This window comes from Algibacter sp. TI.3.09, from assembly GCF_038154905.1.
Classification (GTDB): Bacteria; Bacteroidota; Bacteroidia; order Flavobacteriales; family Flavobacteriaceae; genus Algibacter.
On sequence record NZ_JBAKAN010000003.1, the window covers coordinates 324,070 to 350,000 of the forward strand.

The window sequence follows — 25,931 nt, forward strand, 5'->3', positions numbered from 1 at the left end:
ATTATATTTTTTATTCAGCAACTTTTAATCCTAATGCTTTTCCTTTTTCTAACATGAGTTGGAAGGCAGCATTAAATTCGTTCGGGATATCTCCTTCTAAAATGGCTTCTTTGATAAAATCTTTAATAATACCAATTTCTCGAGATGGTTTCATGTTGAAAGCTTTCATAATTTCTTCACCAGAAACAGGAGGTTGAAAGTTTCTAACCTGATCTCGCTCTTCAACTTCAATAATTTTCTCTCTTACAATTTTGAAATTGTTATGGTATTTGTTAAATTTCTTAGGGTTTTTGGTAGTAATATCGGCTTCGCAAAGCGTCATTAAATCTTCTACATACTCGCCAGCATCAAACACTAAACGTCTAACAGCAGAGTCTGTTACGTCTTGAGCCAAAACAATAGGACGTGAACTCATAAACACCATTTTCTGAACAAATTTCATTTTTTCATTCAATGGCATTTTTAGTCTTTTAAACAAATGATACACCATTTTAGAACCTTCAAACTCATGAGCATGAAAGGTCCAGCCTACTTTTTTACTAAAACGTTTTGTTGGGGCTTTGCCAATATCATGTAATAGTGCTGCCCAACGTAACCAAACATTTTCGGTGTTTTTGGCAATATTATCTACAACTTCTAAAGTGTGATAAAAGTTATCTTTATGGCGTTGACCTTCAACTTCATCTATACCTTTTAAAGCCGTAATTTCAGGTAAAATATATTGAAGTAATTTTGTTTTTTCTAACAGTAAAAAACCAATAGAAGGCGTTTTGCTTTCCAAAATTTTATTCAATTCTGTTACAATACGTTCTTTGGTTATAATTTTAATTCTATCACAATTATCAGAAATAGCTTTAAGCGATTTTTCTTCAATAGTAAATTCTAATTGTGTTGCGAACCTAATAGCACGCATCATACGCAGAGGATCATCACTATAAGTAATATCTGGGTTTAATGGTGTGCGGATTATTTTTTTATTTAAATCATTAATTCCCCCAAAAGGGTCTAATAAATCACCAAAATTGGTTTCGCTTAAATTTAAAGCTAAGGCGTTTATGGTAAAATCTCGACGGTTTTGGTCGTCTTGCAATGTGCCGTTTTCTACAGATGGATTCCGACTATCTTCGGTATATGATTCTTTACGAGCTCCAACAAATTCAATTTCAATATCCTGGTAACGGAGCATGGCCGTTCCGTAGGTTTTAAAAACCTGCACTTTTGGTTTATTCGGCAAGTTTTTCGCTACTTGTTTTGCTAATTTTATACCGTCGCCAATGGCAACCACATCGATATCTTTGGCGTTACCACGTTCTAGAATATAATCGCGAACAAAGCCACCAATCACGTAACTATCCAAATTTAATTCTTTGGCAGATTGTGAGATGATTTTGAAAATCGGGTTTGTTAATGCTTCTTTATAATTCATACTATGTGTGGCCATTAAAAACAAATTATCAAAAAATAATATTTTGTTTTTGTAAATATTCTATTTAGAAATTTACTGAAATGGCTATTTGGTTTTACTAAATGTTTAATAGTTTAAACATGGCGTTATCCATTTGTTTTTGGTTTATTTATCTTGAAAATTAATTCTTTTTTTAGATGAAATATACCTTAATTGAGAATTTGTGATGAACTAATTGGTATTAATTATTTACGAATAATTTTAACAACACCACTGTTACTCAATTTTATAATAGACGACGGATTCGCACATGTTTTTTCGCGTTGCAAATTTACAACATAGTCCACACCTTTTAAAACCTCTGGCGCTATTTCTTTAAAGGATTTAGGTGTAGGAAAGCCACTAATATTTGCAGAAGTAGATACTAGGGCTCCATTTAATCTTCTGCTAAGTTGGTAGCAAAATTCGTCGTCAGGAATTCTAATAGCAATCGAGCCATCTTCAGCAATTAAATTCGGAGCTAAATTTTGGGCATCGTCGTAAATAATGGTGGTAGGTTTATCGGCAACATCAATAATAGTTAACGCTGCTTCGGGTATGCTTTTTACGTACTTTTTAAGCATTCTATCATCGGTCACTAAACAAATTAATGCCTTGCTGTCTTCACGCTGCTTTAATTGGTATACCTTTTTTACAGCCTCAGGGTTTGTAGCATCACAACCAATTCCCCAAACGGTATCGGTAGGGTAGAGTATAAGTCCGCCTTCTTTTAAAATTTGTATAGCTTTATTTATTTCTTCATTCATGTTTTGAACCTTATATTTGCAGTGTTGCAAATTTACAATAGAAAATATATTCTATCTTTTTTAAATGAAGGAAATTAAAGTTTTTAATAACGATTTAACTGAAGCTTATAAAAATAAGTTGACAGAAATGATTCATAACTTCGGTAATTACGATGGAGGTGTTGGTAATCGAAATATCATCAAAATTATAAATATTGATGGTGTAGATTTAAATATTAAAGCGTTTAAAATTCCAAATTTAATAAATAGAATTGCTTATAATTTCTTTAGAAAAAGTAAAGCACAGCGGTCTTTCGAGTACGCCAATAAATTAACCGAAATGGGTATTGGAACTCCAAAACCTATTGCTTTTTTCGAATATAAAAACACATTTGGTTTTGGTGAAAGTTATTACATTAGCGAGCAAGAGGATTATGATATAACTTACAGAGAACTTACCAAAGATTTTGATTACCCAGATTACGATAATGTTTTAAGAGCTTTTACTAGATTTACTTACAAGTTGCATGAAAAGGGGATTCATTTTTTGGATCATTCTCCAGGAAATACATTAATAAAAAGAAATGGTAATACCTATAACTTTTATTTAGTGGATTTGAATAGAATGAACTTTAAAACTTTAGATTTTGAAACTCGAATAAAAAACTTTTCTCGGTTAACGATACATAAGAGTATGGTTGAAGTTATGAGTGACGAATATGCCAAATGTTCTGGTGAAAACTATGATGATATCTTTAATTTAATGTGGAAAGAAACGGAAGATTTTCAATATAAATATTATCGTAAAAAACGACTAAAGAAAAAATGGTTGTTTTGGAAGAATTAAGAGGTTAATTTATCTAATTCTTTATATCTATAATAAACACCATAGGCACTTAGGTAGCATATTTGAAAACCTTCAATGCCATCTAAAAACCCTAACCTGAATATATAATTTACAAGAAATTTATAAAGCGGACGGATGTAAAAATGGAATACACTAGGCTTTTTTCCCTTCTTAAAAAGTTCTAACGCTTTCAAGCTTGCGTAATGTTCCATTTTAGATTTATAATGCGCTGCACTATCAAAGCAATAGTGTAACATATCATTTTTTAAAATTTTACTTTTTCCATCTATTATGGGCATTTCGTGAACAATTTTTGTTTCGTCGTATTTAAAAAATCCTTTTTTGAATAGGCGATATGTTGTATCTGTTTGAAAACCACAAAAACGTATTCTCTTTTGCTTAAAAAAGTATTTGCGCTTAAACATATAAGCGATAATATTACTTGGGATGGTGATTTCGGATTGTATTTCTTGTTTTAATTTTTCTGTTATGCGCTCGTCTGCATCAATAAAAAGTATCCAATCTTTTGTAGCTTGGCTTATAGCAAAATTTCGTTGGTCTGCAAAATTTTTAAATTCACGCTGAATGACTTTAACGTGCTTTAATTTTTGAAGTTTTTCAAAAGTACCATCAGTGCTAAAAGAATCTATAACAATAATCTCATCAGCAAAATCAATGTTACTAATAGCGTCTTCGATGTGTTTCGATTCATTAAAGACAATCATCAAAGCTGATATGTTGTTTGATTTTTTCAAATTAAAGCATCTTATTTTAGTAGGTATTCTTCAATTTTAGCTAAAGTAATTTTGCTGTTAAAAGTGGTTGAAGCAAAATTAAAACCTGCCTCTCCCATGCTTTTCGTTTTTTCTTGATTGTTGCTTAATAATTCAACTTTATCAGCAAATAAGTTCACATCGTTTAAAGGTGTTAAAAAACCAGTTTCGTTATCTTTTACAACTTCGGGGTTACTACTGATATCAAAGGCTATAATTGGTTTTCTGCATAAAGAAGCTTCTGCTAAAACATACCCGAAACCTTCCCAAAAAGAGGATAATAAAAATAGGTCTCCAGAATACATTAAGTCTTTCGGGTTTTCTATAAAACCAGGAAATAAAACAACATCATTGATGTTTAGTTCGTCTGATAGTTTTTGTAATTCATTTTTTAAAGATCCTTCTCCTCCAATAATAAGTTTAAAATTAAGATTTCTAGATTTTAACTCTTTGGCTAGATGTAATAAGAATTTTTGATTTTTCTGATTTTCTAATCGGCCTAAATTGGTTAAAACAAATTCACCTTCAGCTTTTTTGTATATGGGGGTATATGCTTTTTGAATAAACGCCTCTACATCCAAACCATTATAAATAACTTCAATCTTTTCTCTTGGAAATAAATTGGAATTGTTTACTAATACAGTCTCTTTTGTAGCTTGTGAATTAGCTAAAATATCGGTTACTAAATTTTTAAAATAATATCTATTTAGAAATTTGTTTTTTATAGGTATTGCGCTACCTCGTCTATAAATTACGCGGTCTAAACCCGCTTTTTTTGCGGCAAGAGCGGCAATTTTTAAATCTCTAGATAAATTGATAATTATAACATCAATATTGTTTTCCTTAAGAATATTTTTCACCTCGTTTATTGCAAAAGGATTAAGGAAACTTTGATTTGTTATTGATAAGCCTACATGCTTTATATTAGATTCTTGTAATTTGTGATAAAGTTGACTGTTTTTATTGGTAATAAAGAAAACATTATGCCCTTTATCGTGCATGTATTTACAAGTTTCTAAATGCCATTTTTCACCACCTCCCCAAGCCTTGGTTGTATTAAAGAAGCAAATTGTTTTCATGTAGTTTTGAAAGGTGTAATTGGTTTTTAGAATAGGTCTTAAAAGGAGTTTGGCCCCTTATATCACAAATGTACTTTTTTTTTACGTTAAATAGCTTAGCAATTATATATTTGTAATTATAAGTATTCTGAAAAAAGGTTTTATGAAAATTATTATTGAAGGCTCAACATTAAGCACAAAAGGTTTTACAGGGATTCCTCATTATATAATTAGTATTCAAAAAGCTTTAAAAAACAAACATAATATTGAAGTTGAATTAGCTTTCAACCTAAAAAAAATAAACAAGTTTAAGCCTGAAGTTTTAAAGAAAACACATTTTTGGTATGTTGGTTCTATATTGTTTTCTAGAACATTTAAACCAGCAATTTCTCATAGTTTGCATACGCCATTTTTAAAGCTTAGAGGCACAAAAAAAATAGCAACAATTCATGATTTAGCTGTGCATCTTCCTGAATTTGCAGCGTTTAATTTTGCTTCAAAATATTTTCAAGAAAAACGTTATAAATTATTTCAGGACTTTGCTAAAAATGCAGATGCAATAATCGCTGTTAGCCAGGCTACTAAAGACGATTATTTAAAAATGTTCGATTACCCAGAAGAAAAAATTCATGTAGTGCATCTAGCTCCTGTGTTTAAACCTTTAGAAACTAAATTGGATAATGAAAATGAAATATTAAATTCATTCTCCATAGGTAAAGAAAATTACTTTTTAAGTGTAGGCGGAGTTTCAAAAAGAAAAAACAGTTTCAATCTTATAAAAGGGTTTGCGTTATCTGGAGAGCATAAAACGACTAAATTGGTTTTTGCAGGGAAAATTGTTGAAAGTGAAATGGAAATAATAAAGGTGTTTTTAAAGGAGCATGATCTTGAAAGCGATGTTGTTTTTACAAGTTATATTTCAGACGAAACTTTAAGTGTGCTTTATAAAAATGCAAAAGCATTTTTATTCCCTACGTATTATGAGGGGTTTGGAATTCCTATAATTGAGGCTATGGCTTATGGTTTACCAGTTTTAACAGGTAATATTGGTGCAGCACCAGAGGTAGCAAATGGGTATGCGCTTTTAGTAGATCCTCATAACCCAGAAGAAATAGCTAGAGGCATAGTTGATTTAGGAAATATTGAGAAAGATAAAGTGAAATTAGCAAAAGAGTATGCTAAAGGGTTTACTTGGGATAAAGTTGCAGAAGAGACCATTAAGGTTTATAATTCAGTATTATAAGTAAACAAAATGTAATTAAAGAAGAGCGTTGTAGATTGCTACATGTTGCTCAGCAATATGTTTATCTTCAAATTTCTGGGCATATTCTAAGCCCTTCGAAACCATAAATTGTTGCTTTTGTTCCGAATTAAGTAAGTTTTCTATTTCAGATCTTAATTCACTAACATTTTCAGGATCAATATAAATACTATCTGGTCCTCCAGCTTCAGGAAAACAACTTCCTTTACTTGTAATTACAGGTGTTTTAGAGTATAAAGCTTCTATTATTGGGATACCAAAACCTTCAAAAATGCTTGGGTAAACAAAAATATTTGCTAATTGGTATATGTGTGCAAGTTCTTCAGTACTTACATTTTTAAGAAAGTGAACTCTATGGTTTAGGTTCTTGCTATTTATGTATTCTTTAACCGTTTTGGTGTATTTTCTTTTATCATTACCTACAACTACTAAGTCGATGTCTAACGTTTCAATAGCTTTTATTAAATTGAGTAAGTTTTTCCTTTTTTGAATAGTACCTACGTTTAAAACAAACGCCTTCGGAATATTAAACTTAGCTCTTGTTTGTTCTAATGCTTCAGAAGGATAAACTTGTTTAAAAGCTTTGTTGCATCCTTGGTATATAACAGAAACTTTTGCAGGAGCAATATTTAAAAAATGTACAATATCCTTTTTTGTTTCTTCGGAAATAGCAATAACTACATCTGCTTTATCAGCAGCATATTTAAATTTTTTGAAGTAGATTCTTCTGTCTATTGGAGAGTATAGTTTCGGAAATCTCATAAATATTAAATCATGTATAGTTACAATTGTTTTGATATTCATTTTATGAATGCCTTGAGGTATTTCGCCACTTAAACCGTGGTATATCTCAATTTCATCATTTTTAATTTGATTTAATATTCCTTTTTGTCTCCAAATGGATGAGAATATTTTCCAGAAAATAGAACTTGGTAAAACTTCGGTTGTATTTTCATTCAAGCTAAAATTGATTTTAGCTTTTTTAGGATTGTATAATACGTATTGGTTTTTAGGGAAATAAGAAGAAATAATACTAATTAAATCTCTACTAAAATTACCTAAACCAGACCTATTGTGAAAAGCTCTTTTAGAATCATATCCTATTTTCATATTCAATAATATTTAAATGTTATTTTTTGACACAAGGTTAGGTCTGGTATAGATATATTTTATTTAAACCGCTACACTATGCTCTCTTAAAGCATCGTTAAGCGATGTTTTTTTGTTTGTACTTTCTTTACGTTTACCAATAATAATTGCACATGGTACATTGTAAGTTCCAGCAGGGAATTCTTTAGCATAACTACCAGGTATTACTACCGAGCGTGCAGGAACAACACCTTTATATTCAACAGGTTCATCACCCGTAACATCAATAATTTTTGTACTCATAGTTAGTGTTACACCAGCACCTAAAACAGCTTCTGTTTCAACACGTACACCTTCAACAACAATGCAACGGCTACCAATAAAAGCATTATCTTCTATAATTACCGGAGCAGCTTGTAATGGCTCTAAAACACCACCAATACCAACACCACCAGAAAGGTGAACGTTTTTACCAATTTGAGCACAACTACCAACGGTTGCCCAAGTATCTACCATGGTTCCTTCATCTACATAAGCACCAATGTTTACATAACTTGGCATTAAAATAGTTCCTGCAGAAATATAAGCACCATGTCTAGCAACTGCATGAGGTACTACACGAATGCCTTTTGCAGCATAGCCTGTTTTTAATGGAATTTTGTCATGAAATTCTAATGGACCACATTCTATGGTTTCCATTTTTTGAATCGGGAAATATAAAACTACGGCTTTCTTAACCCATTCGTTAACTTGCCATCCGCCTTCAATAGGTTCAGCAACGCGCAATTCACCTGCATCTAATAAATCAACAACTTTTCTAATGGCTGTTGTAGTTGCTTCTTCATTTAAAAGGTCTCTATTCTCCCAAGCTTTTTCTATGATCTCTTGTAATTGTGTCATTTTTGTGTTTTATTTTTCGCAAATATAATAGGTATCAACTAAATTATGGTAACTATTAAAATATAATATTGAGGTTTTAGTCGTTAAACTTCGGTTAAAATGCACCCTATTTATGTGCTTAAATATGTAGTTTATCTTGTTTAAAAGTTTTCTTATCGATAAAGTGTTTTTCAGGGGTGTTTTTAATCGTTAAAAATATTCGTTTTAACAGTTAAACGTTGAAACCCCTCCGGTTTTCTAGTAAACGAAAATCTGTGTGGTTACAACTAATATATTGTTTTCAACGTGTTGTTGCTCTGTATATTTGTCTCAACAAAGTATTACAACAAACATGAAAACAAATTTTATCATACTATTAATTTTACTTCTTACAGTTTCTATTGGAAACGCGCAAAGCGGGGATAGCGAGAATGTAGTTGTAAAAACTAGTGAAATTGTTTCTGTTGAAGATAATGCAAAACAAGATGCAGTTAATACTGTTGAAGAAGATAATACATTAATTGATACTGTAGAATTTGAAGCTATTTTAGCGCGTACTACAAGTGATATTAGAAGTTACTTAAATAGAGAAAGAAACATTAGCAACATTGGTTTATTGTTTCCTACTATTGAAAAAAGAGTAAAAGCTTAATCAAAAAAAATAAAAGAGTTATATTATTAAGGTTATCTGAAAAGATAGCCTTTTTTGTTTTTATACAGTTTCAATAGTATTAATAAACTATTTTTGCACAAAACTTATTTATGGCACGCATTTTAGCAATAGATTATGGCACCAAGCGCACTGGTATAGCAATTACCGATGAGTTACAAATTATTGCCTCTGGGCTTACTACAGTAAACACTAAAGAGATTTTTAGTTTTTTAAAAACCTACACATCTAAAGAGCAGGTAGAATTGTTTTTGGTAGGCGAGCCTAAACAAATGGACAACACAGCATCGGAGAGTGAGGTTTTTATTTCGAAGTTTTTGGATAAGCTAGAAAAGCAGTTTCCTAATATACCTGTAAAACGTGTCGATGAGCGTTTTACATCTAAAATGGCATTCCAAACCATGATTGATAGTGGTTTGAAAAAAAATCAAAGAAAAAATAAAGCCTTAGTAGACGAAATTAGTGCCACACTTATTTTACAGAGTTACTTGTATTCTAAATAAGTATTGCAATATTATTTTCCGGACTTTACTTAATAGATTAAAATCTGTTTTTTCTAAGTAAAAAGTTCGTAGTAAATTTATAGAATTGTACTTTTGCAGTTACTAACAAAAAACATAGAATGATTTTACCTATTGTAGCATACGGCGATCCCGTTTTAAAAAGAAAAGCGACCGATATTACTGAAGATTATCCAAAACTAGATGCCTTGGTGGATAACATGTTCGAAACCATGTACAATGCCTATGGTGTTGGTCTTGCTGCACCTCAAATAGGTTTGCCAATCCGTATGTTTTTAGTAGATACTACACCTTTTGCTGACGATGAAGAATTAACAGAAGAGGAACAAAAAAGTTTAGAAGGTTTTAAACGTGTTTTTATAAATCCAAAAATCACTAAAGAAGAAGGAGAAGAGTGGGCTTTTAACGAAGGTTGCTTAAGTATTCCGGATGTTCGTGAAGATGTATTTAGAAAACCTGTTATTACTATTGAGTATTTAGATGAAAACTTTAAGGCACACACCGAAACATTCGATGGTTTAGTGGCAAGAGTAATTCAGCATGAATACGATCATATCGAAGGTGTTTTATTTACAGATAAACTATCTAGCCTAAAAAAGCGTTTAATAAAAGGACGACTTTCAAACATTTCTAAAGGCAAGATAAAAGTAGATTACAGAATGCGCTTTCCTGATCAAAAAAAGAAGAGATAATATTTGCAAGACATCAATAAACATTTGATATTTGCGACTTTCAAAAAATAATTTATGAGTTTAGATAAAGTTCTATCAATATCTGGAAAACCAGGTTTGTATAATTTAGTAACGCAAACCAGAGGTGGTTTTATAGCAGAATCGTTAATCGATAAAAAACGTATTACTGTAAATGTGCGTCAAAATGTTAGCGTTTTAAGCGAAATTGCTATTTATACTTTAACAGAAGAAGTACCGTTGAAACAAGTGTTTTTAAATATTAAAAACAAAGAAAACGGTCAAGAAAGTTCGGTTAAGCCTAAAGATGGTAAAGATAAATTAGAAGAGTACTTTTTTGAAATTTTACCAGATTACGATGAAGATCGTGTTTATGCTAGTGATATTAAAAAGGTGTTACAATGGTATAATTTATTAGTAAAAAATAATTTACTAGATAATTTAAAAGCTGAAATTGCAGAAAGTAAAGCTGCAGACGAAGAAGAATAAATACTAGTTTATTTAAAATATACATGAAAGCTTCCATATTATGGGAGCTTTTTTTTTGCAGTTATGTAAGTATTACAGCCTTTTTGCGTCTATTAATGAGTAAATTAATTTCTTTTAAATATGAACTCACTTTGGTTTTTCGACGACGTAAATCTTTTTAAAGTCCTTTGTCCGCATAAGTTTAAAAATTATAAAAAAGATCATACTTTCGATGCTTATAAAAAGCAGGATTATATTTATTTCGAGCAAGATTTTGCCAATAAAGTCTATTTAATAGAAAAAGGCAAAGTTAAAATAGGATACTATAATGAAGATGGAGTAGAAGTTGTAAAAGCTATTTTAACCAAAGGAGAACTGTTTGGAGAAACGGCCATATTAGGCGATGATACCCGAGAAGAGTTTGCTCAATCTGTAGATAACGCAACAAGCATTTGCCCTGTTGGGGTAGATACTATGCACAATTTAATGCGAGACAATCAAACTTTTAGTTTTAAAGTCTATAAAGTAATAGGTTTTAAATTGAAAAAATTGGAACGTCGCTTGCAATTATTACTTTTTAAAGATGCCAAAACCCGTCTTCTAGAATTTCTACATGAATTATGCACCGATTATGGTTACGATTGTGACCAAACAGGAGATCGGGTAGTAAACCATCCATACACACAAAAAGATATCGCCTCGTTAATTGGTACCTCTAGACCAACTTTAAATGTGCTTTTAAATGAATTAAGAGATGAAAATGTACTTGAATTTAAAAGAAAAGAGATAAGAATTTATAAAAAAAGTGCTTAATGTTAGTTGGCTAACATTTTATAATGTTTTAGTGAAATACCTTTGGAGTATAAAACAATCACTAAAAAAAGATAAAATGATTAAGAACACAATTTTAGCAATGTTAGCCCTAGGGGTTTTAACAACATCATGCGATAGCGATGACGATAACGCACCAACAACAGCAAATTTAACAATCAACCTTACAGGTTTAGAAGAACTTGGTAGCGATTTTGTTTACGAAGGATGGGTAATTGTTGATGGAGCACCAGTTTCAACCGGAACATTTTCCTCAGTAGATTTTCCTCAATCTTTTTCTGTAGATGCAGATCAATTAGCAAGTGCATCAACATTTGTACTTTCTATTGAACCGGCAGTAGATTCTGATCCAGCTCCAGCTGCAACAAAAATTTTAGCAGGAGATTTTTCTGGTAGTTCAGCAAGTGTAAATTCAAATAATATAGTTGCAGATTTATCATCTTCTACAGGAAAATATATTCTTGCAACACCTACAGATGAAGATGAAACTAACGAAGAAAGTGGAGTTTGGTTTTTAGATAACTCTGGCGAAGCAGCTGTTCAAGGTTTAGATTTACCAACACTATCTGATGGATGGGTATATGAAGGTTGGGTTGTATTCGATGGTACTCCAGTAAGTACAGGTACGTTTACAGATCCAAATGCTGCAGATAATAATGCTGCAACTTCAGTTTTTAAAGGCGATGCAGGTAATGGACCTGGTTATCCAGGAGAAGATTTTCTTCAAAATGCACCATCAGGATTAACTTTTCCAACAGATTTAAAAGAAAGAACAATTGTTATTTCTGTAGAACCAAGTCCTGATAATAGTGCAGCACCTTTCACACTAAAACCTTTAGCACATGTAGTTCCTGCAGATGCTATGAACCACACCGTAATAGATATGGGAGCTGGCCCAGTAGTAAGTTTGTCTGGTACAGTAACAAGATAATATTAAAAATAAGCATAAAAAAAGCCCTAGTAATTTTTACTAGGGCTTTTTGTTTTTATAAAGTTTGGACTATAAAATAATAGCTAAACTCAAAATTAGTTGATCCGGTCGCGTATCTAAACGGCCACTATTTATTACATCATTACCAATTAAGGTGCCTTCATTTTTACTAAATCCACGTTCGTATCTTAAATCAATACCAACTTTTTTGAAGTTTAATCCAACACCAAAATTAAGGCCTACTGAAAAATCTTCTTTAATATCACCAATTGTAATATCTTCATATTCGGTGTCTAAAATATATTGAAATGATGGACCAGCGAAAACACTAACCGGGCCTAGAATATTCAATCCAACCAAAATTGGAGCATCAAGTTTTTGCATTTCGAAGCTATCATTATCGTAATCACTTTTTGTTTTTGTGTAAATAATCTCTGGTCTCAAATATAATTTGTCACCAATTTTCCCAAATAGACCAATGTGGTATCCAACATTTCTATCTGGATTTTTAGAAGCTTGTGTTGCAGACTCAACATATTTACCATTAGCATTGTAATTTAAACCTCCTTTAATACCAATACCACTAGCTGTTTGCGCGAAAGCTGCTGATGGGACAACAATGGCGACTACTAAAATTAAAAATAAATTTTTCATAATGTTCGTTTTAAGATTTCGTTTATTATTACAAAAACGTTGCCAAAGTTAAATTATTTCCTTTTTTTAAATATTGCTTTCGGATTTTAGTTAATTATCTTTGCCAACTGATACAAATATAGAGATGAAATTCGAATTAAACGCAAAAGACCCACAAAGCAAAGCTAGAGCAGGAAAATTAACTACAGATCATGGTGTAATAGAAACACCAATTTTTATGCCTGTGGGAACTGTTGGAACGGTTAAGGGAGTGCATCAAAGGGAGTTAAAGAATGATATTAACCCCGATATTATTTTAGGAAACACTTATCATTTATACCTAAGACCCCAAACACACGTGCTAGAAAAAGCCGGAGGACTTCATAAATTTATGAATTGGGATAGAAATATTTTAACCGATTCTGGAGGGTACCAAGTGTATTCTCTTTCGGCAAATAGAAAGATAAAAGAGGAGGGTGTGAAGTTTAAATCGCATATCGATGGTAGTTATCACACATTTACGCCAGAGAATGTTATGGAAATTCAACGTACTATTGGAGCTGATATTATTATGGCTTTTGATGAGTGTACACCATATCCTTGCGATTATAATTACGCGAAACGATCTATGCACATGACGCATCGTTGGTTAGACCGTTGTATTAATCATCTTGAAAAAACACCTTTAAAGTACGGTTATGATCAGGCTTTTTTTCCTATTGTACAAGGAAGTACCTATAAGGATCTTAGAAAGCAATCGGCGGAATATATTGCGAATTCTGGTGCTGTAGGAAATGCTATTGGAGGTTTATCTGTAGGAGAACCTGCTGAAGAAATGTATGCCATGACAGATGTGGTTTGTTCTATTTTACCAGAAGAAAAGCCTAGATATTTAATGGGAGTAGGTACACCAATCAATATTTTAGAAAATATTGCGTTAGGTGTAGATATGTTTGATTGTGTTATGCCAACTAGAAATGCCAGAAATGGTATGTTATTTACAGCGCACGGCTCTATCAATATTAAAAATTTAAAATGGGCAGAAGATTTTTCTCCAATCGACGAGATGGGAATAACTTTTGTTGATACCGAATATAGTAAAGCATATTTACGTCATTTATTTACGGTTAACGAGTTGTTAGGAAAGCAAATAGCAACCATACATAATTTAGGTTTTTATATGTGGTTGGTTCGCGAAGCAAGAAAACATATATTAGCAGGAGATTTCAATGACTGGAAAAACCAAATGGTAAAACAAATGGCTAATAGACTTTAGAAGAAATAAAATATTGAAACACTGCTTGTTTATTGAAGCTGTATAAGTATGAAAATATTAGATTGGTACATATTAAAACGCTATTTGTTTACATTTTTAATGATGTTACTTCTGTTTATACCCATTGGTATAACGGTGCATTTAGCTGAAAAAATCGGTAAAATTTTAGAAAACGAAGTGCCTTTTGGAGAAGTGCTTATTTATTTTTTAGATTTTACTATCTATTTTGCGCATCTACTTTTTCCTTTATTTTTATTTTTATCTGTAATTTGGTTTACGTCAAAACTAGCCAATAATACAGAAGTTATTGCTTTTTTAAGTTCGGGTGTATCGTTTACAAGGTTTTTACGTCCTTATATGATAGGAGCTACAATTGTTGGAGCATTGTCTATCATTTTAGGTTTATATCTTGCTCCTAATGCCAGTAAAGGTTTTAATGATTTTAGTTATAAATACTTAAAAAAGGGTAAGAGTGCTGTTGACAACACTAATGTTTTCAGGCAAATAAATGATAACGATATTATATACGTTAGTAGTTTTGATGTTAAGAACAGTATAGGGCGAAATTTTACTTTAGAACATTTTGAAGAGAATGAGCTTGTTTATAAAATTACTGCCGATAAAATTAAATATGTTGAAAAAGATTCGTCTTCAACTTACGAATTAACCAACTATACCAAGCGTATTATTGGTCAAAATGAAGATGAATTAGGTATCTTAAAGAAAAAAGACACACTTTTTGCCTTTGACGTAGGTGATTTAATTCCAGAAATCTACGCGGCAGAAACTAAAATGTATGGTGATTTAAAGCAATTTATAGCTAAAGAAGAATCGAGAGGATCTTCTAATGTTGGCCGATTTAAATTGGTACTATACAGAAAATGGAGTTTACCTGTTTCTGTATTTATATTAACTATTATTGCTGTGGCAGTTTCTTCTAAAAAACGCCGTGGTGGTATGGGGGTTAACCTTGCTGTAGGTATTTGTATAGCGATGATATTTGTGTTTTTCGACAAAATATTTGGAGTTATGGCCGAGCAGTCAGATTTTAATCCACTTATAGCTGTATGGTTTCCAAATATAATTTTTGGAGTATTAGCTGCTTATCTCTTGTACAATGCAAAGCGCTAATTTTAAAGATTATTTCCATTTACATATACTCATTTTTATTGCTGGATTTACAGCAATTTTAGGCGAGTTAATTACCATAGAGGCTATTTCTTTAGTTTGGTTCCGTATGTTAATGGCATCTATTTTACTAGTGTTTTACGTGCTGTTTTCTAAAGTAAGGTTAAAGGTGAGCCCTAAGGCGCTTTTAAAGCTATCGTTTGCGGGAGTTATTATCGCATTACATTGGATTACCTTTTTTGGAGCTATCGACGCCTCTAATGTTTCTACAACTTTGGCTGTCGTTTCAACAGGTACATTTTTTGCATCTATAATCGAACCCATTGTTTATAAACGTAAAGTTTTATGGTATGAGATTTTGTTTGGATTACTTGCCATAGTTGGGGTTTGTATTATTACACAAAGTGAAATAGAATATCTCTCAGGAGTTATACTAGGTGTTTTAGCTGCTTTCTTTTCAGCATTATTTGCAGTGCTCAATGGTAGTTTTCTTAAACAACATTCGGCAACTGTTATTTCGTTTTACGAGTTTATAAGTGGGGTGTTATTCATTACTATTTACATTTTATGCTTTGGAGAGGGGTTTTCTGTAGAGTTTTTCAGTTTAAGCACTTCCGATTTTTGGTACCTTTTCATCTTAGCATCCGTTTGTACTACATATGCTTTTATAGCATCGGTTTATATTATGAAAACCATAAGCCCTTATACCGTAGTACTTACCTACAATTTAGAACCCGTTTATGGCATTATTTTAGCATTAATTCTATTTCCGGAGAAAGAAAAAATGAGTCCGTCATTTTATTACGGAGCCCTTGTTATTATTACCGTTGTTATGTTAAATGTGTTAGTTAAAAACCGTAGAAAGATAAAAAGAAGTCGCTCATAATGTATTAACAAAATTAAAGTTTTTATATTTGCAGACTAACTCTAATAATAAGTCAAAACAAATTTCCTATGGAATATTTAGAATTTGAACTCCCAATAAAAGAGCTTGAAGATCAATTACAGAAATGTAAAATTATTGGTGAAGAAAGCGAAGTGGATGTTACAGAAACATGTACGCAGATAGAAAAAAAGCTTAAAGAAGCTCAAAAAGATATTTACAAAAACCTAACGGCTTGGCAACGTGTACAAATGTCTCGTCATCCAGAACGTCCTTATACTTTAGATTACATTAAAGCTATTTGCGGTAATTCTTTCTTAGAATTACATGGAGATAGAAGCTTTAAAGATGATAAAGCAATGATTGGTGGATTGGGGAAAATTGGTGATCAAAGTTTTATGTTCATTGGTCAACAAAAAGGATACAATACTAAAACAAGACAATACAGAAATTTTGGTATGGCTAATCCAGAAGGATACCGAAAAGCGTTACGTTTAATGAAATCTGCTGAAAAATTCGGAATTCCTGTGGTAACACTTTTAGACACTCCTGGAGCTTACCCTGGTTTAGAAGCTGAAGAGCGTGGGCAAGGTGAAGCTATTGCTAGAAATATTTTAGAAATGACACGCCTTAAAGTGCCAATTATAACTATAGTAGTTGGTGAAGGTGCATCTGGTGGAGCATTAGGTATAGGTGTTGGAGATGTTGTTATGATGTTAGAAAACACATGGTATTCTGTTATTTCTCCAGAGTCATGTTCGTCTATTTTATGGCGTAGTTGGGAGTATAAAGAATTAGCTGCATCAGCTTTAAAGTTAACGGCTCCTGATATGAAAAAGCTAAAAATTGTTGATGAGATTATAAAAGAACCTCTTGGAGGCGCACATCGCGATAGAACAAAAACTTTTACATCGGTTAGTAATGCCATTACAAAACATTACGAGGTATTAAAAAAGTTATCAGAAAAAGATTTAGTTGCCCGACGTATGGATAAATATCTACAAATGGGGGTTTACAAAGACTAAACCATAGAAAACATACTTAAGAAAAAAATCTGAAGGGTATAACTTCAGATTTTTTTTATGCTTATTCACAATATTTACAAGTTATTAACAGTTAGATTGTTAACTAATGGTTAACATTCATAGCCGTAAAAATCTATAAACCTACTTCAATTTTAATTACTTTCGTAGTTATGAAACAACCAAACCCCGTTCAGGGATATAAAGTCGATAAAAGCACACTAATAAGCCTTGAGAAAGGTAAAATACCTCCTCAAGCTATTGATTTAGAGGAAGTTGTTTTAGGGGCGATGATGATTGATAAAAAAGGTGTCGATGAAGTTATCGATATTTTAGCACCCGATGCATTTTATAAAGAAGCACATCAACATATATTTGAAGCTATTTTTACTTTATTTGAAAATAGTGAACCAGTCGATTTATTAACCGTTTCAACACAGTTAAAGAAAAATGCAAAGTTAGAGCAAGCAGGTGGTGATTTTTACCTGATTTCTTTAACGCAAAAAGTATCATCTTCTGCGCATATTGAGTTTCACGCACGTATTATTCTGCAAAAATTTATTCAGCGTAGTTTAATAAAAATTTCAAATGAAATTATTGAAGATGCTTACGATGAAACTAAAGATGTATTCGATTTATTAGATACAGCCGAGTCTAAATTATATGAAGTTACACAGGGAAATATTAAAAAATCTAGTGAAACCGCTCAAGATTTAGTAATTCAGGCCAAAAAGAAGATTGAAGAAATTTCTAATAAAGAAGGTTTAAGTGGTATTCCTACAGGATTTACCAAACTAGATAAATTAACTTCAGGGTGGCAACCTTCCGATTTAATTATTGTTGCAGCACGTCCTGGTATGGGTAAAACGGCATTAACTTTATCGATGGCACGAAATATTGCTGTAGATCAAAATGTACCCGTTGCCTTTTTCTCATTAGAGATGGCATCTGTACAGTTAATTATGCGTTTAATTTCTAGTGAAACGGGCTTATCTTCAGAAAAATTAAGAACAGGAAAGCTTGAAAAGCACGAATGGGAACAACTTAACGTAAAAGTAAAAAGTTTAGAGAAAGCGCCTTTATTTATTGATGATACGCCGTCTCTTTCTATTTTCGATTTACGTGCAAAAGCCCGTCGTTTATCTTCTCAGCATGGTATAAAATTAATCATGATTGATTACTTACAGTTAATGACGGGTGGATCGAGTCATGGAGGAAACCGTGAACAGGAGATTTCGATGATTTCTCGAAACTTAAAAGCATTAGCCAAAGAATTAATGGTGCCAGTAATTGCACTATCTCAGTTATCTCGTGCGGTGGAAACACGTGGAGGAAGTAAGCGTCCGTTACTATCGGATTTACGTGAATCTGGTGCGATTGAGCAGGATGCTGATATTGTAAGTTTTATTTATCGTCCTGAATACTATAAAATTGATGAATGGGATGATGATGAACGCTCTCCAACAGAAGGTCAAGCCGAATTTATTATTGCCAAACATCGTAATGGTGGTTTAGAAAATATTAGACTGAAATTTATCGGTAACTTAGGTAAGTTCGATAATTTAGATGATTTTGATTCTCCGTTTGAATTCCATTCTAAAATGAATGCGGCTGCAAATGATGATACCTTCCAAGCTGATAATTTTAAGGCTAGTCCAGATCAAGCTTTTGGAAGTTCCTTTAATGATGATGATAACGAAGTACCATTTTAATGTTAATTAGTTTATTATAGAATTTATATAGAGATTTTCAATCTCAAAAAAGGAAAATTATTCCTAGAAATAGTGCAAAATTAGTATCGATTTTATCAAATAGAATCATAAATACTGTTTTTTATCCCCACAAAAATTAAGTATCTTTCGCTTATATAATTCAATTTCTCAGTTGGTTTTTATTAATTAACTGAGAAATTATTTTTAGGCAATCTCAAATTGAAAAAGATAATCTTCACATTATTATTTATATGCTTAGCATGTAAAACCTACGCATCCTATGTTTTTATTCCTATGGGTGTAGATAATCAAAAAAATCACTTAAAAGCATACGGAATTACCTATTGGGTTCTTAATAAAGATCTTAAAGTAAAATGGCTTCTTAATTATCAAGGTGGTTCGTTTTTACTTCCCGATACGGAAGCTATTCAGAGAGAATGCCAAATACGAGGCGTATCTTTCGATGTTATTTCTAATGCTAAAGCAGAAGCTATTTTGGAAGATATAAGTAGCCCTAGCCAAAATATGGAAGCTGTTGTATTAGAAAAAGCCCCAAAAATTGCCGTTTATACGCCTGAAGGAAAATTACCTTGGGATGATGCTGTAACTATGGTGCTAAACTATGCCGAAATTCCTTATGAAACCGTTTACGATGAAGAAGTTTTAAACGATGGTTTATTATTATTCGATTGGTTGCACCTGCATCATGAAGATTTTACTGGACAATTCGGTAAATTCTATGGAGCTTATCGCGCGGCATCATGGTATATAAACGAGAAAAAAGCAGCCGAAGGTTTAGCTCAGAAATTAGGCTACAACAAAGTATCTGAAGAAAAATCTGCAGTAGCTCATAAAATTAGAGACTATGTTGTTGGTGGCGGTTTTATGTTTGCTATGTGTAGTGCTACAGATAGTTTTGATATTGCTCTATCGGCAGAAGGTGTAGATATTTGCGAACCTATGTTTGATGGCGATGGGAGCGAAGCAGGATATCAAAATAAAATAGATTTCAATAAAACATTTGCATTTACTAATTATCAATTAGAAAGAAGTCCTACGGTTTACGAGTTTTCTTCTATTGATATGACGCAGAAACGCAAGGTAAGTAAAACAACCGATTATTTTTCTCTTATGGAATTCTCAGCAAAATGGGATCCTATTCCATCTATGTTGTGTCAAAATCATACCGCTTTAGTTAAAGGTTTTATGGGGCAAACAACATCTTTTACTCGAGATGAAATAAAATCGAATGTTTTGGTTATGGGTGAAAATAAAACCAATGGCGAAGCAAAATATATCCATGGCATAAAGGGAAAAGGCTTCTTTACGTTCTACGGCGGACACGATCCTGAAGATTATCAACATCGTGTTGGAGATCCTAAAACGGAATTGGATTTACATCCAACATCACCGGGTTACAGATTAATTCTTAATAATGTGTTATTTCCTGCTGCAAAAAAGAAGAAACAGAAAACATAGTAGCTCTTATTTTTAATTTATAACAATAAAAACTTAAAAACATGGCATCAAAAAAAGCAATACTCAACAAAATACAAATAGTTCTTACCAATCATTTTGAAACTCCAGAAGACGCATTTAACTTTTTTGATAAAAGTGGAGACGGTAAATTATCTAAAAGTGAAATAGTAGCTTTACTTAAGGAAGCTGAGATTAATGGTTTTATTCGAGGATTAGTGTCATCAAAATTGATTGATGGTTATGATAAGGATGGTGATGATAAAATTGATTGGAAAGAGTTTAAAAAGGCTATTTCTGAAATAGCTAAAGATGTCAAATAATGATAAAATTTTTGTTTAGATGAAAATTTTTCAAAAGGAAATTAAATTAAAACCGGAGAAAAGAGGCTTTCATTTAATAACGGATACTATTCTGGATGCAATTCCCGAAATTGTAGAGATTCAAATGGGTCAATTACAGGTTTTTATTAAGCATACATCAGCAAGTTTAACCATTAACGAAAATGCAGATGATACCGTGAGAATGGATTTTGAAAGTCATTTTAATAAAATGATTCCAGAAAACGCACCATATTATAAGCATACTTATGAGGGACCTGATGATATGCCTGCTCATATTAAAGCATCCCTATTAGGATCATCAGTTCAAATACCAATTACTAATGGTAAATTAAATTTAGGTATTTGGCAAGGTATTTATTTATGCGAACATCGGGATTATGGAGGAGCAAGACAAATAGTTATCAGTGCTTTTGGTATGTGAACGAATTACTAAATTGCAGCAATAGATTCTGAATAAAATAAAAAAGAGCGCTTATCTAAAATAGATAGACGCTCTTTTTTTTGCCAAAATTTTTAGAATAAACTATAACTACGATGTTGTTTTGACTAAAGATAAACCTTTTGAATTTCTTTATTTGAAAGGACGCACGCGTCATTGCGACTTACTTTAGCATAACCTTGAGATATTATTAGAATTTAAAGTGCTCTTGGAAAATAAATTAATCACAATAAATAATATTAATACCTAACAAATGAAAAATTTAATAGCTCTAGTTCTTTTCGTATTTAGTCAAACTATGTTCGCTCAAAACATCGATTTCAATACTAAAAAAGGTTTTGTAATAGAAGGTTTTGATGTCGTTTCATATTTTAAGAATGCACCTAAAAAAGGAAATGATTCTTATGTAGCAAACTACAAAGGAGGGAAGTTTAAATTTTCATCACAAGATAATCTAGACACTTTTAATGAAAATCCTGAAAAGTACGTTCCGGCATATGGCGGATATTGTGCTTATGCGGTTGCGGTAAAAGGAGAAAAGGTTTCTATAGATCCAGAAACCTACGAAATTCGAGATAATAAATTATACTTGTTCTATAATTCATGGGGAATTAATACGCTTCAATCTTGGTTAGACGAATCGCCAGATAACTTAAAGGAAAAGGCAGATGTAAAATGGAAACAAATAAATCGCAGTTAGAAGAGATGGATTTAATTCTTTATTTACTCATTGGTTTTTCTGCAGCGGTACTTGGTGCACTTCCTTTGGGGACTACAAATATAGCTGTGATAAACACAACCATTAAAGAAAACGTAAATAGTGCTCTAAAAATAATATTTCCTGCTGCTTTTGCAGAACTTATTTTAATAGTATTTGCTATCAGTTTTAACAGCCAAATAGAAATGTTTATTAACATGAATATTTGGTTACAGTATACTATTGTTGCTATTTTTATTGTAGTTGGTGCCATTCTTCTTTCAGGTAGAACAGAGTGCGTTAAAGATGAAAATGATGAGTGTATAATAATTAAGAAGAGAAGAAGACCAATTTCAAAACAAATGTTGGGTTTCTTTTTGGGTCTAGTTAACCCAACAGTTCTTATCTATTGGATATTTATAACCACTTATTTAAACAGGAATATAATAGATTTAAATCTCCCTGTAGATTATAAGCTATTGGTGTGGTTTCTAATTGGAGCGTACTTTGGTAAATTGTTAGTGTTATACGCATACAGTAAATTTAGCGATGTATTAAAGGTTAAGGTCTCCAATGTAACTACACGGGTAAATAGGGTTATTGGTGTGTTGTTGCTTTGTGTTTCGGTATTTCAGATCACGAAGTTAATTTACCTTTAAACTATCTACTATTCTTAGTCCTTTTGAATAAAAGACATAAAAAATCCGATTCAATTAAGAATCGGATTTTTTTTTTATTAAGCGAATAATATGTTTTACAATAGGCGGAACGCCTTATTTTACTTTCTCGATTACGGCTTTAAAAGCCTCTGGGTTATTCATAGCTAAATCGGCTAAAACCTTACGGTTTAATTCGATATCATTAGCTTTTAATTTCCCCATAAATTGAGAATAAGATAAACCATGTAAACGGGCTCCAGCGTTAATACGCGTGATCCATAATGCACGGAATGTTCTCTTTTTATTTCTACGGTCTCTGTACGAGTATTGCATCGCTTTATCAACCGCATTTTTTGCTACTGTCCAAACGTTTTTACGACGTCCAAAGTAACCTTTTGCTTGTTTTAGAACCTTTTTTCTACGGGCTCTTTTTGCTACAGAATTTACTGATCTTGGCATAATTTTAATTGTTTTTTTGTAGTAGGCGGTCTATAAATAGACACTTTTTATAATTAAGCCTAACTCCAGGGTTTATAATTTATTTAACCAACGTTAAAACAGGTTGTGTTTATTTTAAACGCAACATTGTTTTAATGTTATTTTCGTCTGCTTTATGTACTAATGTATCATGACGCAGTGCTAGCTTACGCTTTTTAGACTTCTTTGTTAAGATGTGACTTTTAAAAGCGTGCTTTCTTTTTAATTTACCAGTACCAGTAAGCTTGAAACGCTTTTTAGCACTAGATTTTGTTTTCATTTTAGGCATTTTTTTCTCCTAGATTTTAATTATTTCGCTTAATTATTTTCCTGCCAAATGTATTTGGCAACTTATCTTTATCCTAATAAATTAGGGTAATTTACTTTTTAGGAGCAATAAACATAGTCATACGTTTACCTTCCAATCTTGGCATTTGTTCTACTTTTCCAAGTTCTTCTAGATCTTGAGCTAGACGTAGTAACAGGATTTGGCCTTGTTCTTTAAATATAATAGAACGTCCTTTAAAAAACACAAATGCTTTTAGCTTTGCACCTTCTTTTAGGAATTTTTCGGCATGCTTCCTTTTAAATGCGTAATCATGATCATCAGTTTGAGGTCCAAAACGAATCTCTTTGATAGTCACTTTTGTAGCTTTAGATTTTAAAGCCTTATCACGCTTCTTTTGTTCGTAAAGAAACTTTTTATAGTCCATAACCTTACAAACAGGGGGCTCAGCGTTTGGTGATATTTCTACAAGATCTAATCCTTGTGTGTCAGCTATTCGCATAGCGTCACCTTTGGTATAAATACCAATTTCAACATTGTCTCCTACAAGACGCAGTTTTTGTGCTGTAATTTTCGAGTTTATCTTGTGTTTATCCTCTTGTGAAACCCTTCTCGGTTGATGTCTTCTTCTAATTGCTATGGCCTTAAAATTTTAAATTAAACTTAATTGTATTTTGTTGTTAAAACGATTTTAACGTTTTTTTAATCTCATTCTTTATTATTTCAGAGAAGTCGTCAACGGATATCATTCCTAAATCTTCTCCACCGTGTTGGCGTACAGATATTTTGCCTTCTTGCTCTTCTTGTTCCCCTATAATAATCATATACGGGTGTTTTTGCATTTCAGATTCTCTAATCTTCTTCCCAATAGTTTCATTTCTATGGTCTACAAGGGCGCGAATTTCGTCATTTTCTAGCAAATTTAAAACTTTTTCCGAGTATTTTTCATATTTCTCGCTAATAGATAAAATAATTACCTGCACTGGCATAAGCCAAAGCGGGAAGTTACCACCTGTATGTTCCAATAATAATGCCACAAAACGTTCCATACTTCCAAAAGGAGCACGGTGTATCATAACAGGGCGGTGAAGCTCGTTATCACTGCCTTTGTAGGTTAAATCAAAACGTTCTGGTAAGTTATAATCTACCTGGATAGTACCCAATTGCCACTTTCTTCCTAAGGCATCTTTCACCATAAAATCTAGTTTCGGACCGTAAAAAGCAGCCTCACCTTCTTCTATAATAAAATCTAAACCTTTATCGGTAGCAGCATTAATAATTGCTTGTTCTGCTTTTTCCCAATTTTCCACATCTCCAATATATTTGTCGGGATTTTTTGGATCTCTTACAGATACTTGTGCTGTAAAGTTTTCAAAACCTAAAGAACCAAATACGTAAAGAACCAAATCAATAACATCCTTAAACTCTTTATCTAATTGTTCTGGCATACAAAATAAATGCGCATCATCTTGAGTAAAACCTCTAACACGTGTTAAACCGTGTAGTTCACCACTTTGCTCATATCTGTAAACGGTACCAAATTCAGCATAACGCTTAGGTAAATCTTTATAACTCCATTGCGCACTGTTGTAAATTTCACAATGGTGTGGGCAATTCATAGGTTTTAATAAAAACTCTTCATCAGCTTTAGGTGTTGTAATAGGCTGAAAACTATCAGCACCATACTTAGCATAATGTCCAGAAGTAACATAAAGTTCCTTTTGTCCAATATGCGGAGTAATTACCATTTCGTAACCAGCTTTCTTTTGTGCAGCCTTCAAAAAGTTCTCTAAGCGCTCACGTAAAGCAGCTCCTTTAGGTAACCAAAGCGGTAAACCCTGTCCAACTTTTTGAGAAAACGTAAATAACTCTAATTCTTTACCAAGTTTTCTATGGTCACGTTTTTTAGCCTCTTCAAGTAAAGCTAAATATTCAGTAAGTTCCTTTTGCTTAGGGAACGATGTAGCGTAAACACGTGTTAATTGTGGGTTGTTTTCATTACCTCTCCAGTAAGCACCAGCAACACTTAAAATTTTAACAGCTTTTATTATACCAGTGTTTGGTATATGTCCGCCACGACATAAATCTGTAAACGTAGCGTGGTCACAAAAAGTAATAGTACCATCCTCTAAGTTTTCAATAAGTTCAGTTTTAAACTCGTTACCTTTATATAGTTCTAAAGCTTCCGCTTTACTAGCCGATCTCATTTTAAACTCATGTTTACCACGAGCAATTTCTAACATCTTGTTTTCAATGGCTTTAAAGTCCTTTTCCGAAACAGTTTGCTCACCAAAATCTACATCATAATAAAAACCATTATCAATAGCAGGTCCAATGGTTAGTTTAGCGTCACTATATAGCTCTTCAATAGCCTGAGCCAAAACGTGAGCAGAACTATGCCAAAAAGCAGTTTTCCCCTCATCATCCTTCCAAGTATATAAAACTAACGAACCATCCGTGGTCAACGGCGTAACGGTTTCAATAGTTGTACCATTAAAGTTTGCCGAAATCACGTTTCTAGCAAATCCTTCGCTAATACTTTTCGCAACATCCATAGGTGTCACGTTCTCATCAAACGTTTTCACGCTGCCATCAGGTAATGTAATATGTATCATAAAATAAATTAAAATCCGTATGCAAAGATAATAGTATAAACAAACCCACACAATATATATAAGAGTAATAATTAAAA

At 32.3% G+C, this 25,931-nt stretch carries 29 protein-coding genes; 18 read left to right on the forward strand and 11 right to left on the reverse strand.

Features of this window, described 5'->3' with window-relative positions; translation table 11 throughout:
- Positions 1-10: 10 nt before the first annotated feature.
- Positions 11-1,426: a CCA tRNA nucleotidyltransferase gene (locus tag V6246_RS13215; protein ID WP_341560951.1), complete on the reverse strand. Its 1,416-nt coding sequence runs from the start codon at positions 1,424-1,426 to the stop codon at positions 11-13.
- Positions 1,427-1,650: 224 nt separating this feature from the next.
- Positions 1,651-2,211 (reverse strand): L-threonylcarbamoyladenylate synthase, encoded by a 561-nt coding sequence (locus V6246_RS13220; protein ID WP_341560933.1) that lies wholly within the window; start codon positions 2,209-2,211, stop codon positions 1,651-1,653.
- Positions 2,212-2,275: 64 nt separating this feature from the next.
- Between V6246_RS13220 and V6246_RS13225 the strand changes: the two genes are divergently transcribed.
- On the forward strand, positions 2,276-3,037 hold the full coding sequence (locus V6246_RS13225; protein ID WP_341560934.1) for a lipopolysaccharide kinase InaA family protein: 762 nt from the start codon (positions 2,276-2,278) through the stop codon (positions 3,035-3,037).
- On the opposite strand, the gene V6246_RS13230 is transcribed toward V6246_RS13225, so the two are convergent.
- The gene (locus tag V6246_RS13230; RefSeq protein WP_341560935.1) at positions 3,034-3,792 is read right to left on the reverse strand and encodes a glycosyltransferase family 2 protein; all 759 of its coding nucleotides are present in this window, start codon (positions 3,790-3,792) and stop codon (positions 3,034-3,036) included. The genes V6246_RS13225 and V6246_RS13230 overlap by 4 nt on opposite strands.
- A gap of 11 nt (positions 3,793-3,803) precedes the next feature.
- Positions 3,804-4,889, reverse strand: a complete 1,086-nt coding sequence (locus tag V6246_RS13235; protein WP_341560936.1) for a glycosyltransferase — start codon at positions 4,887-4,889, stop codon at positions 3,804-3,806.
- Between the two features lie 142 nt (positions 4,890-5,031).
- Between V6246_RS13235 and V6246_RS13240 the strand changes: the two genes are divergently transcribed.
- Complete coding sequence (locus V6246_RS13240) at positions 5,032-6,111, forward strand: glycosyltransferase family 4 protein (RefSeq protein ID WP_341560937.1); 1,080 nt, start codon at positions 5,032-5,034, stop codon at positions 6,109-6,111.
- Positions 6,112-6,126: 15 nt separating this feature from the next.
- Here the strand turns inward: V6246_RS13240 and V6246_RS13245 are convergent, their stop codons facing one another.
- Both V6246_RS13245 and V6246_RS13250 read right to left on the reverse strand, forming a co-directional pair.
- Entirely contained in the window at positions 6,127-7,239 is a 1,113-nt protein-coding gene (locus tag V6246_RS13245) for a glycosyltransferase family 4 protein (protein WP_341560938.1), read from the reverse strand.
- A 63-nt stretch (positions 7,240-7,302) separates the two neighbouring features.
- Positions 7,303-8,118, reverse strand: coding sequence for a 2,3,4,5-tetrahydropyridine-2,6-dicarboxylate N-succinyltransferase (locus tag V6246_RS13250; RefSeq protein WP_042495492.1), 816 nt, complete (start codon positions 8,116-8,118; stop codon positions 7,303-7,305).
- Between the two features lie 331 nt (positions 8,119-8,449).
- On the opposite strand from V6246_RS13250, the gene V6246_RS13255 reads away from it, so the two are divergent.
- From V6246_RS13255 to V6246_RS13280, 6 genes are all read left to right on the forward strand, one after another.
- Positions 8,450-8,749, forward strand: coding sequence for a hypothetical protein (locus V6246_RS13255; RefSeq protein WP_159019735.1), 300 nt, complete (start codon positions 8,450-8,452; stop codon positions 8,747-8,749).
- Positions 8,750-8,859: 110 nt separating this feature from the next.
- Positions 8,860-9,270, forward strand: coding sequence for a Holliday junction resolvase RuvX (ruvX, locus tag V6246_RS13260; protein ID WP_341560939.1), 411 nt, complete (start codon positions 8,860-8,862; stop codon positions 9,268-9,270).
- A gap of 119 nt (positions 9,271-9,389) precedes the next feature.
- Positions 9,390-9,980 (forward strand): peptide deformylase, encoded by a 591-nt coding sequence (def, locus tag V6246_RS13265; RefSeq protein WP_042504762.1) that lies wholly within the window; start codon positions 9,390-9,392, stop codon positions 9,978-9,980.
- 54 nt (positions 9,981-10,034) lie between these two features.
- The gene (locus V6246_RS13270) at positions 10,035-10,466 is read left to right on the forward strand and encodes a DUF5606 family protein (protein WP_341560940.1); all 432 of its coding nucleotides are present in this window, start codon (positions 10,035-10,037) and stop codon (positions 10,464-10,466) included.
- A gap of 120 nt (positions 10,467-10,586) precedes the next feature.
- Positions 10,587-11,258 carry a Crp/Fnr family transcriptional regulator gene (locus V6246_RS13275; RefSeq protein WP_042504760.1) on the forward strand — a complete coding sequence of 224 codons (672 nt, stop codon included), beginning with the start codon at positions 10,587-10,589 and terminating at the stop codon, positions 11,256-11,258.
- Positions 11,259-11,334: 76 nt separating this feature from the next.
- Positions 11,335-12,207, forward strand: coding sequence for an anti-sigma factor (locus V6246_RS13280; RefSeq protein WP_042504892.1), 873 nt, complete (start codon positions 11,335-11,337; stop codon positions 12,205-12,207).
- A gap of 69 nt (positions 12,208-12,276) precedes the next feature.
- Here V6246_RS13280 and V6246_RS13285 read toward each other — a convergent pair whose 3' ends face one another.
- Positions 12,277-12,861: an outer membrane beta-barrel protein gene (locus V6246_RS13285; RefSeq protein WP_341560941.1), complete on the reverse strand. Its 585-nt coding sequence runs from the start codon at positions 12,859-12,861 to the stop codon at positions 12,277-12,279.
- 124 nt (positions 12,862-12,985) lie between these two features.
- Here V6246_RS13285 and tgt point away from each other — a divergent pair, with 124 nt between their 5' ends.
- The 10 genes from tgt (at position 12,986) to V6246_RS13335 (ending at position 22,476) form a co-directional block, all read left to right on the forward strand.
- Positions 12,986-14,116, forward strand: a complete 1,131-nt coding sequence (gene tgt, locus V6246_RS13290; RefSeq protein ID WP_341560942.1) for a tRNA guanosine(34) transglycosylase Tgt — start codon at positions 12,986-12,988, stop codon at positions 14,114-14,116.
- Positions 14,117-14,164: 48 nt separating this feature from the next.
- On the forward strand, positions 14,165-15,247 hold the full coding sequence (locus V6246_RS13295; protein WP_341560943.1) for an LptF/LptG family permease: 1,083 nt from the start codon (positions 14,165-14,167) through the stop codon (positions 15,245-15,247).
- Positions 15,234-16,130 carry a DMT family transporter gene (locus V6246_RS13300; RefSeq protein WP_341560944.1) on the forward strand — a complete coding sequence of 299 codons (897 nt, stop codon included), beginning with the start codon at positions 15,234-15,236 and terminating at the stop codon, positions 16,128-16,130. The genes V6246_RS13295 and V6246_RS13300 overlap by 14 nt, the downstream gene beginning before the upstream one ends.
- Positions 16,131-16,198: 68 nt before the next feature.
- Positions 16,199-17,152 carry an acetyl-CoA carboxylase carboxyltransferase subunit alpha gene (locus tag V6246_RS13305; protein ID WP_341560945.1) on the forward strand — a complete coding sequence of 318 codons (954 nt, stop codon included), beginning with the start codon at positions 16,199-16,201 and terminating at the stop codon, positions 17,150-17,152.
- A 170-nt stretch (positions 17,153-17,322) separates the two neighbouring features.
- Positions 17,323-18,861, forward strand: a complete 1,539-nt coding sequence (dnaB, locus tag V6246_RS13310; RefSeq protein WP_159019743.1) for a replicative DNA helicase — start codon at positions 17,323-17,325, stop codon at positions 18,859-18,861.
- A 294-nt stretch (positions 18,862-19,155) separates the two neighbouring features.
- A complete protein-coding gene (locus V6246_RS13315) occupies positions 19,156-20,340 on the forward strand; it encodes an asparagine synthetase B (RefSeq protein WP_341560952.1) in 1,185 nt (394 codons plus the stop codon).
- Positions 20,341-20,381: 41 nt separating this feature from the next.
- Positions 20,382-20,660: an EF-hand domain-containing protein gene (locus V6246_RS13320; protein WP_074937593.1), complete on the forward strand. Its 279-nt coding sequence runs from the start codon at positions 20,382-20,384 to the stop codon at positions 20,658-20,660.
- A gap of 19 nt (positions 20,661-20,679) precedes the next feature.
- On the forward strand, positions 20,680-21,102 hold the full coding sequence (locus V6246_RS13325) for a secondary thiamine-phosphate synthase enzyme YjbQ (protein WP_341560946.1): 423 nt from the start codon (positions 20,680-20,682) through the stop codon (positions 21,100-21,102).
- A gap of 271 nt (positions 21,103-21,373) precedes the next feature.
- Positions 21,374-21,820, forward strand: coding sequence for a YHS domain-containing (seleno)protein (locus tag V6246_RS13330; RefSeq protein ID WP_341560947.1), 447 nt, complete (start codon positions 21,374-21,376; stop codon positions 21,818-21,820).
- Positions 21,796-22,476, forward strand: coding sequence for a hypothetical protein (locus V6246_RS13335; protein ID WP_341560948.1), 681 nt, complete (start codon positions 21,796-21,798; stop codon positions 22,474-22,476). Before V6246_RS13330 ends, V6246_RS13335 begins: the two co-directional genes overlap by 25 nt.
- Before the next feature lie 114 nt (positions 22,477-22,590).
- Here V6246_RS13335 and rplT read toward each other — a convergent pair whose 3' ends face one another.
- The 4 genes from rplT to thrS all read right to left on the reverse strand — a co-directional run bounded on the left by rplT (position 22,591) and on the right by thrS (position 25,854).
- Entirely contained in the window at positions 22,591-22,935 is a 345-nt protein-coding gene (rplT, locus tag V6246_RS13340; protein WP_042495466.1) for a 50S ribosomal protein L20, read from the reverse strand.
- Positions 22,936-23,044: 109 nt separating this feature from the next.
- Positions 23,045-23,242 carry a 50S ribosomal protein L35 gene (gene rpmI / locus V6246_RS13345; protein ID WP_042495462.1) on the reverse strand — a complete coding sequence of 66 codons (198 nt, stop codon included), beginning with the start codon at positions 23,240-23,242 and terminating at the stop codon, positions 23,045-23,047.
- 91 nt (positions 23,243-23,333) lie between these two features.
- Complete coding sequence (gene infC / locus V6246_RS13350) at positions 23,334-23,873, reverse strand: translation initiation factor IF-3 (RefSeq protein ID WP_074937583.1); 540 nt, start codon at positions 23,871-23,873, stop codon at positions 23,334-23,336.
- Between the two features lie 46 nt (positions 23,874-23,919).
- Positions 23,920-25,854, reverse strand: coding sequence for a threonine--tRNA ligase (gene thrS / locus V6246_RS13355; protein WP_341560949.1), 1,935 nt, complete (start codon positions 25,852-25,854; stop codon positions 23,920-23,922).
- Positions 25,855-25,931 lie beyond the last annotated feature (77 nt).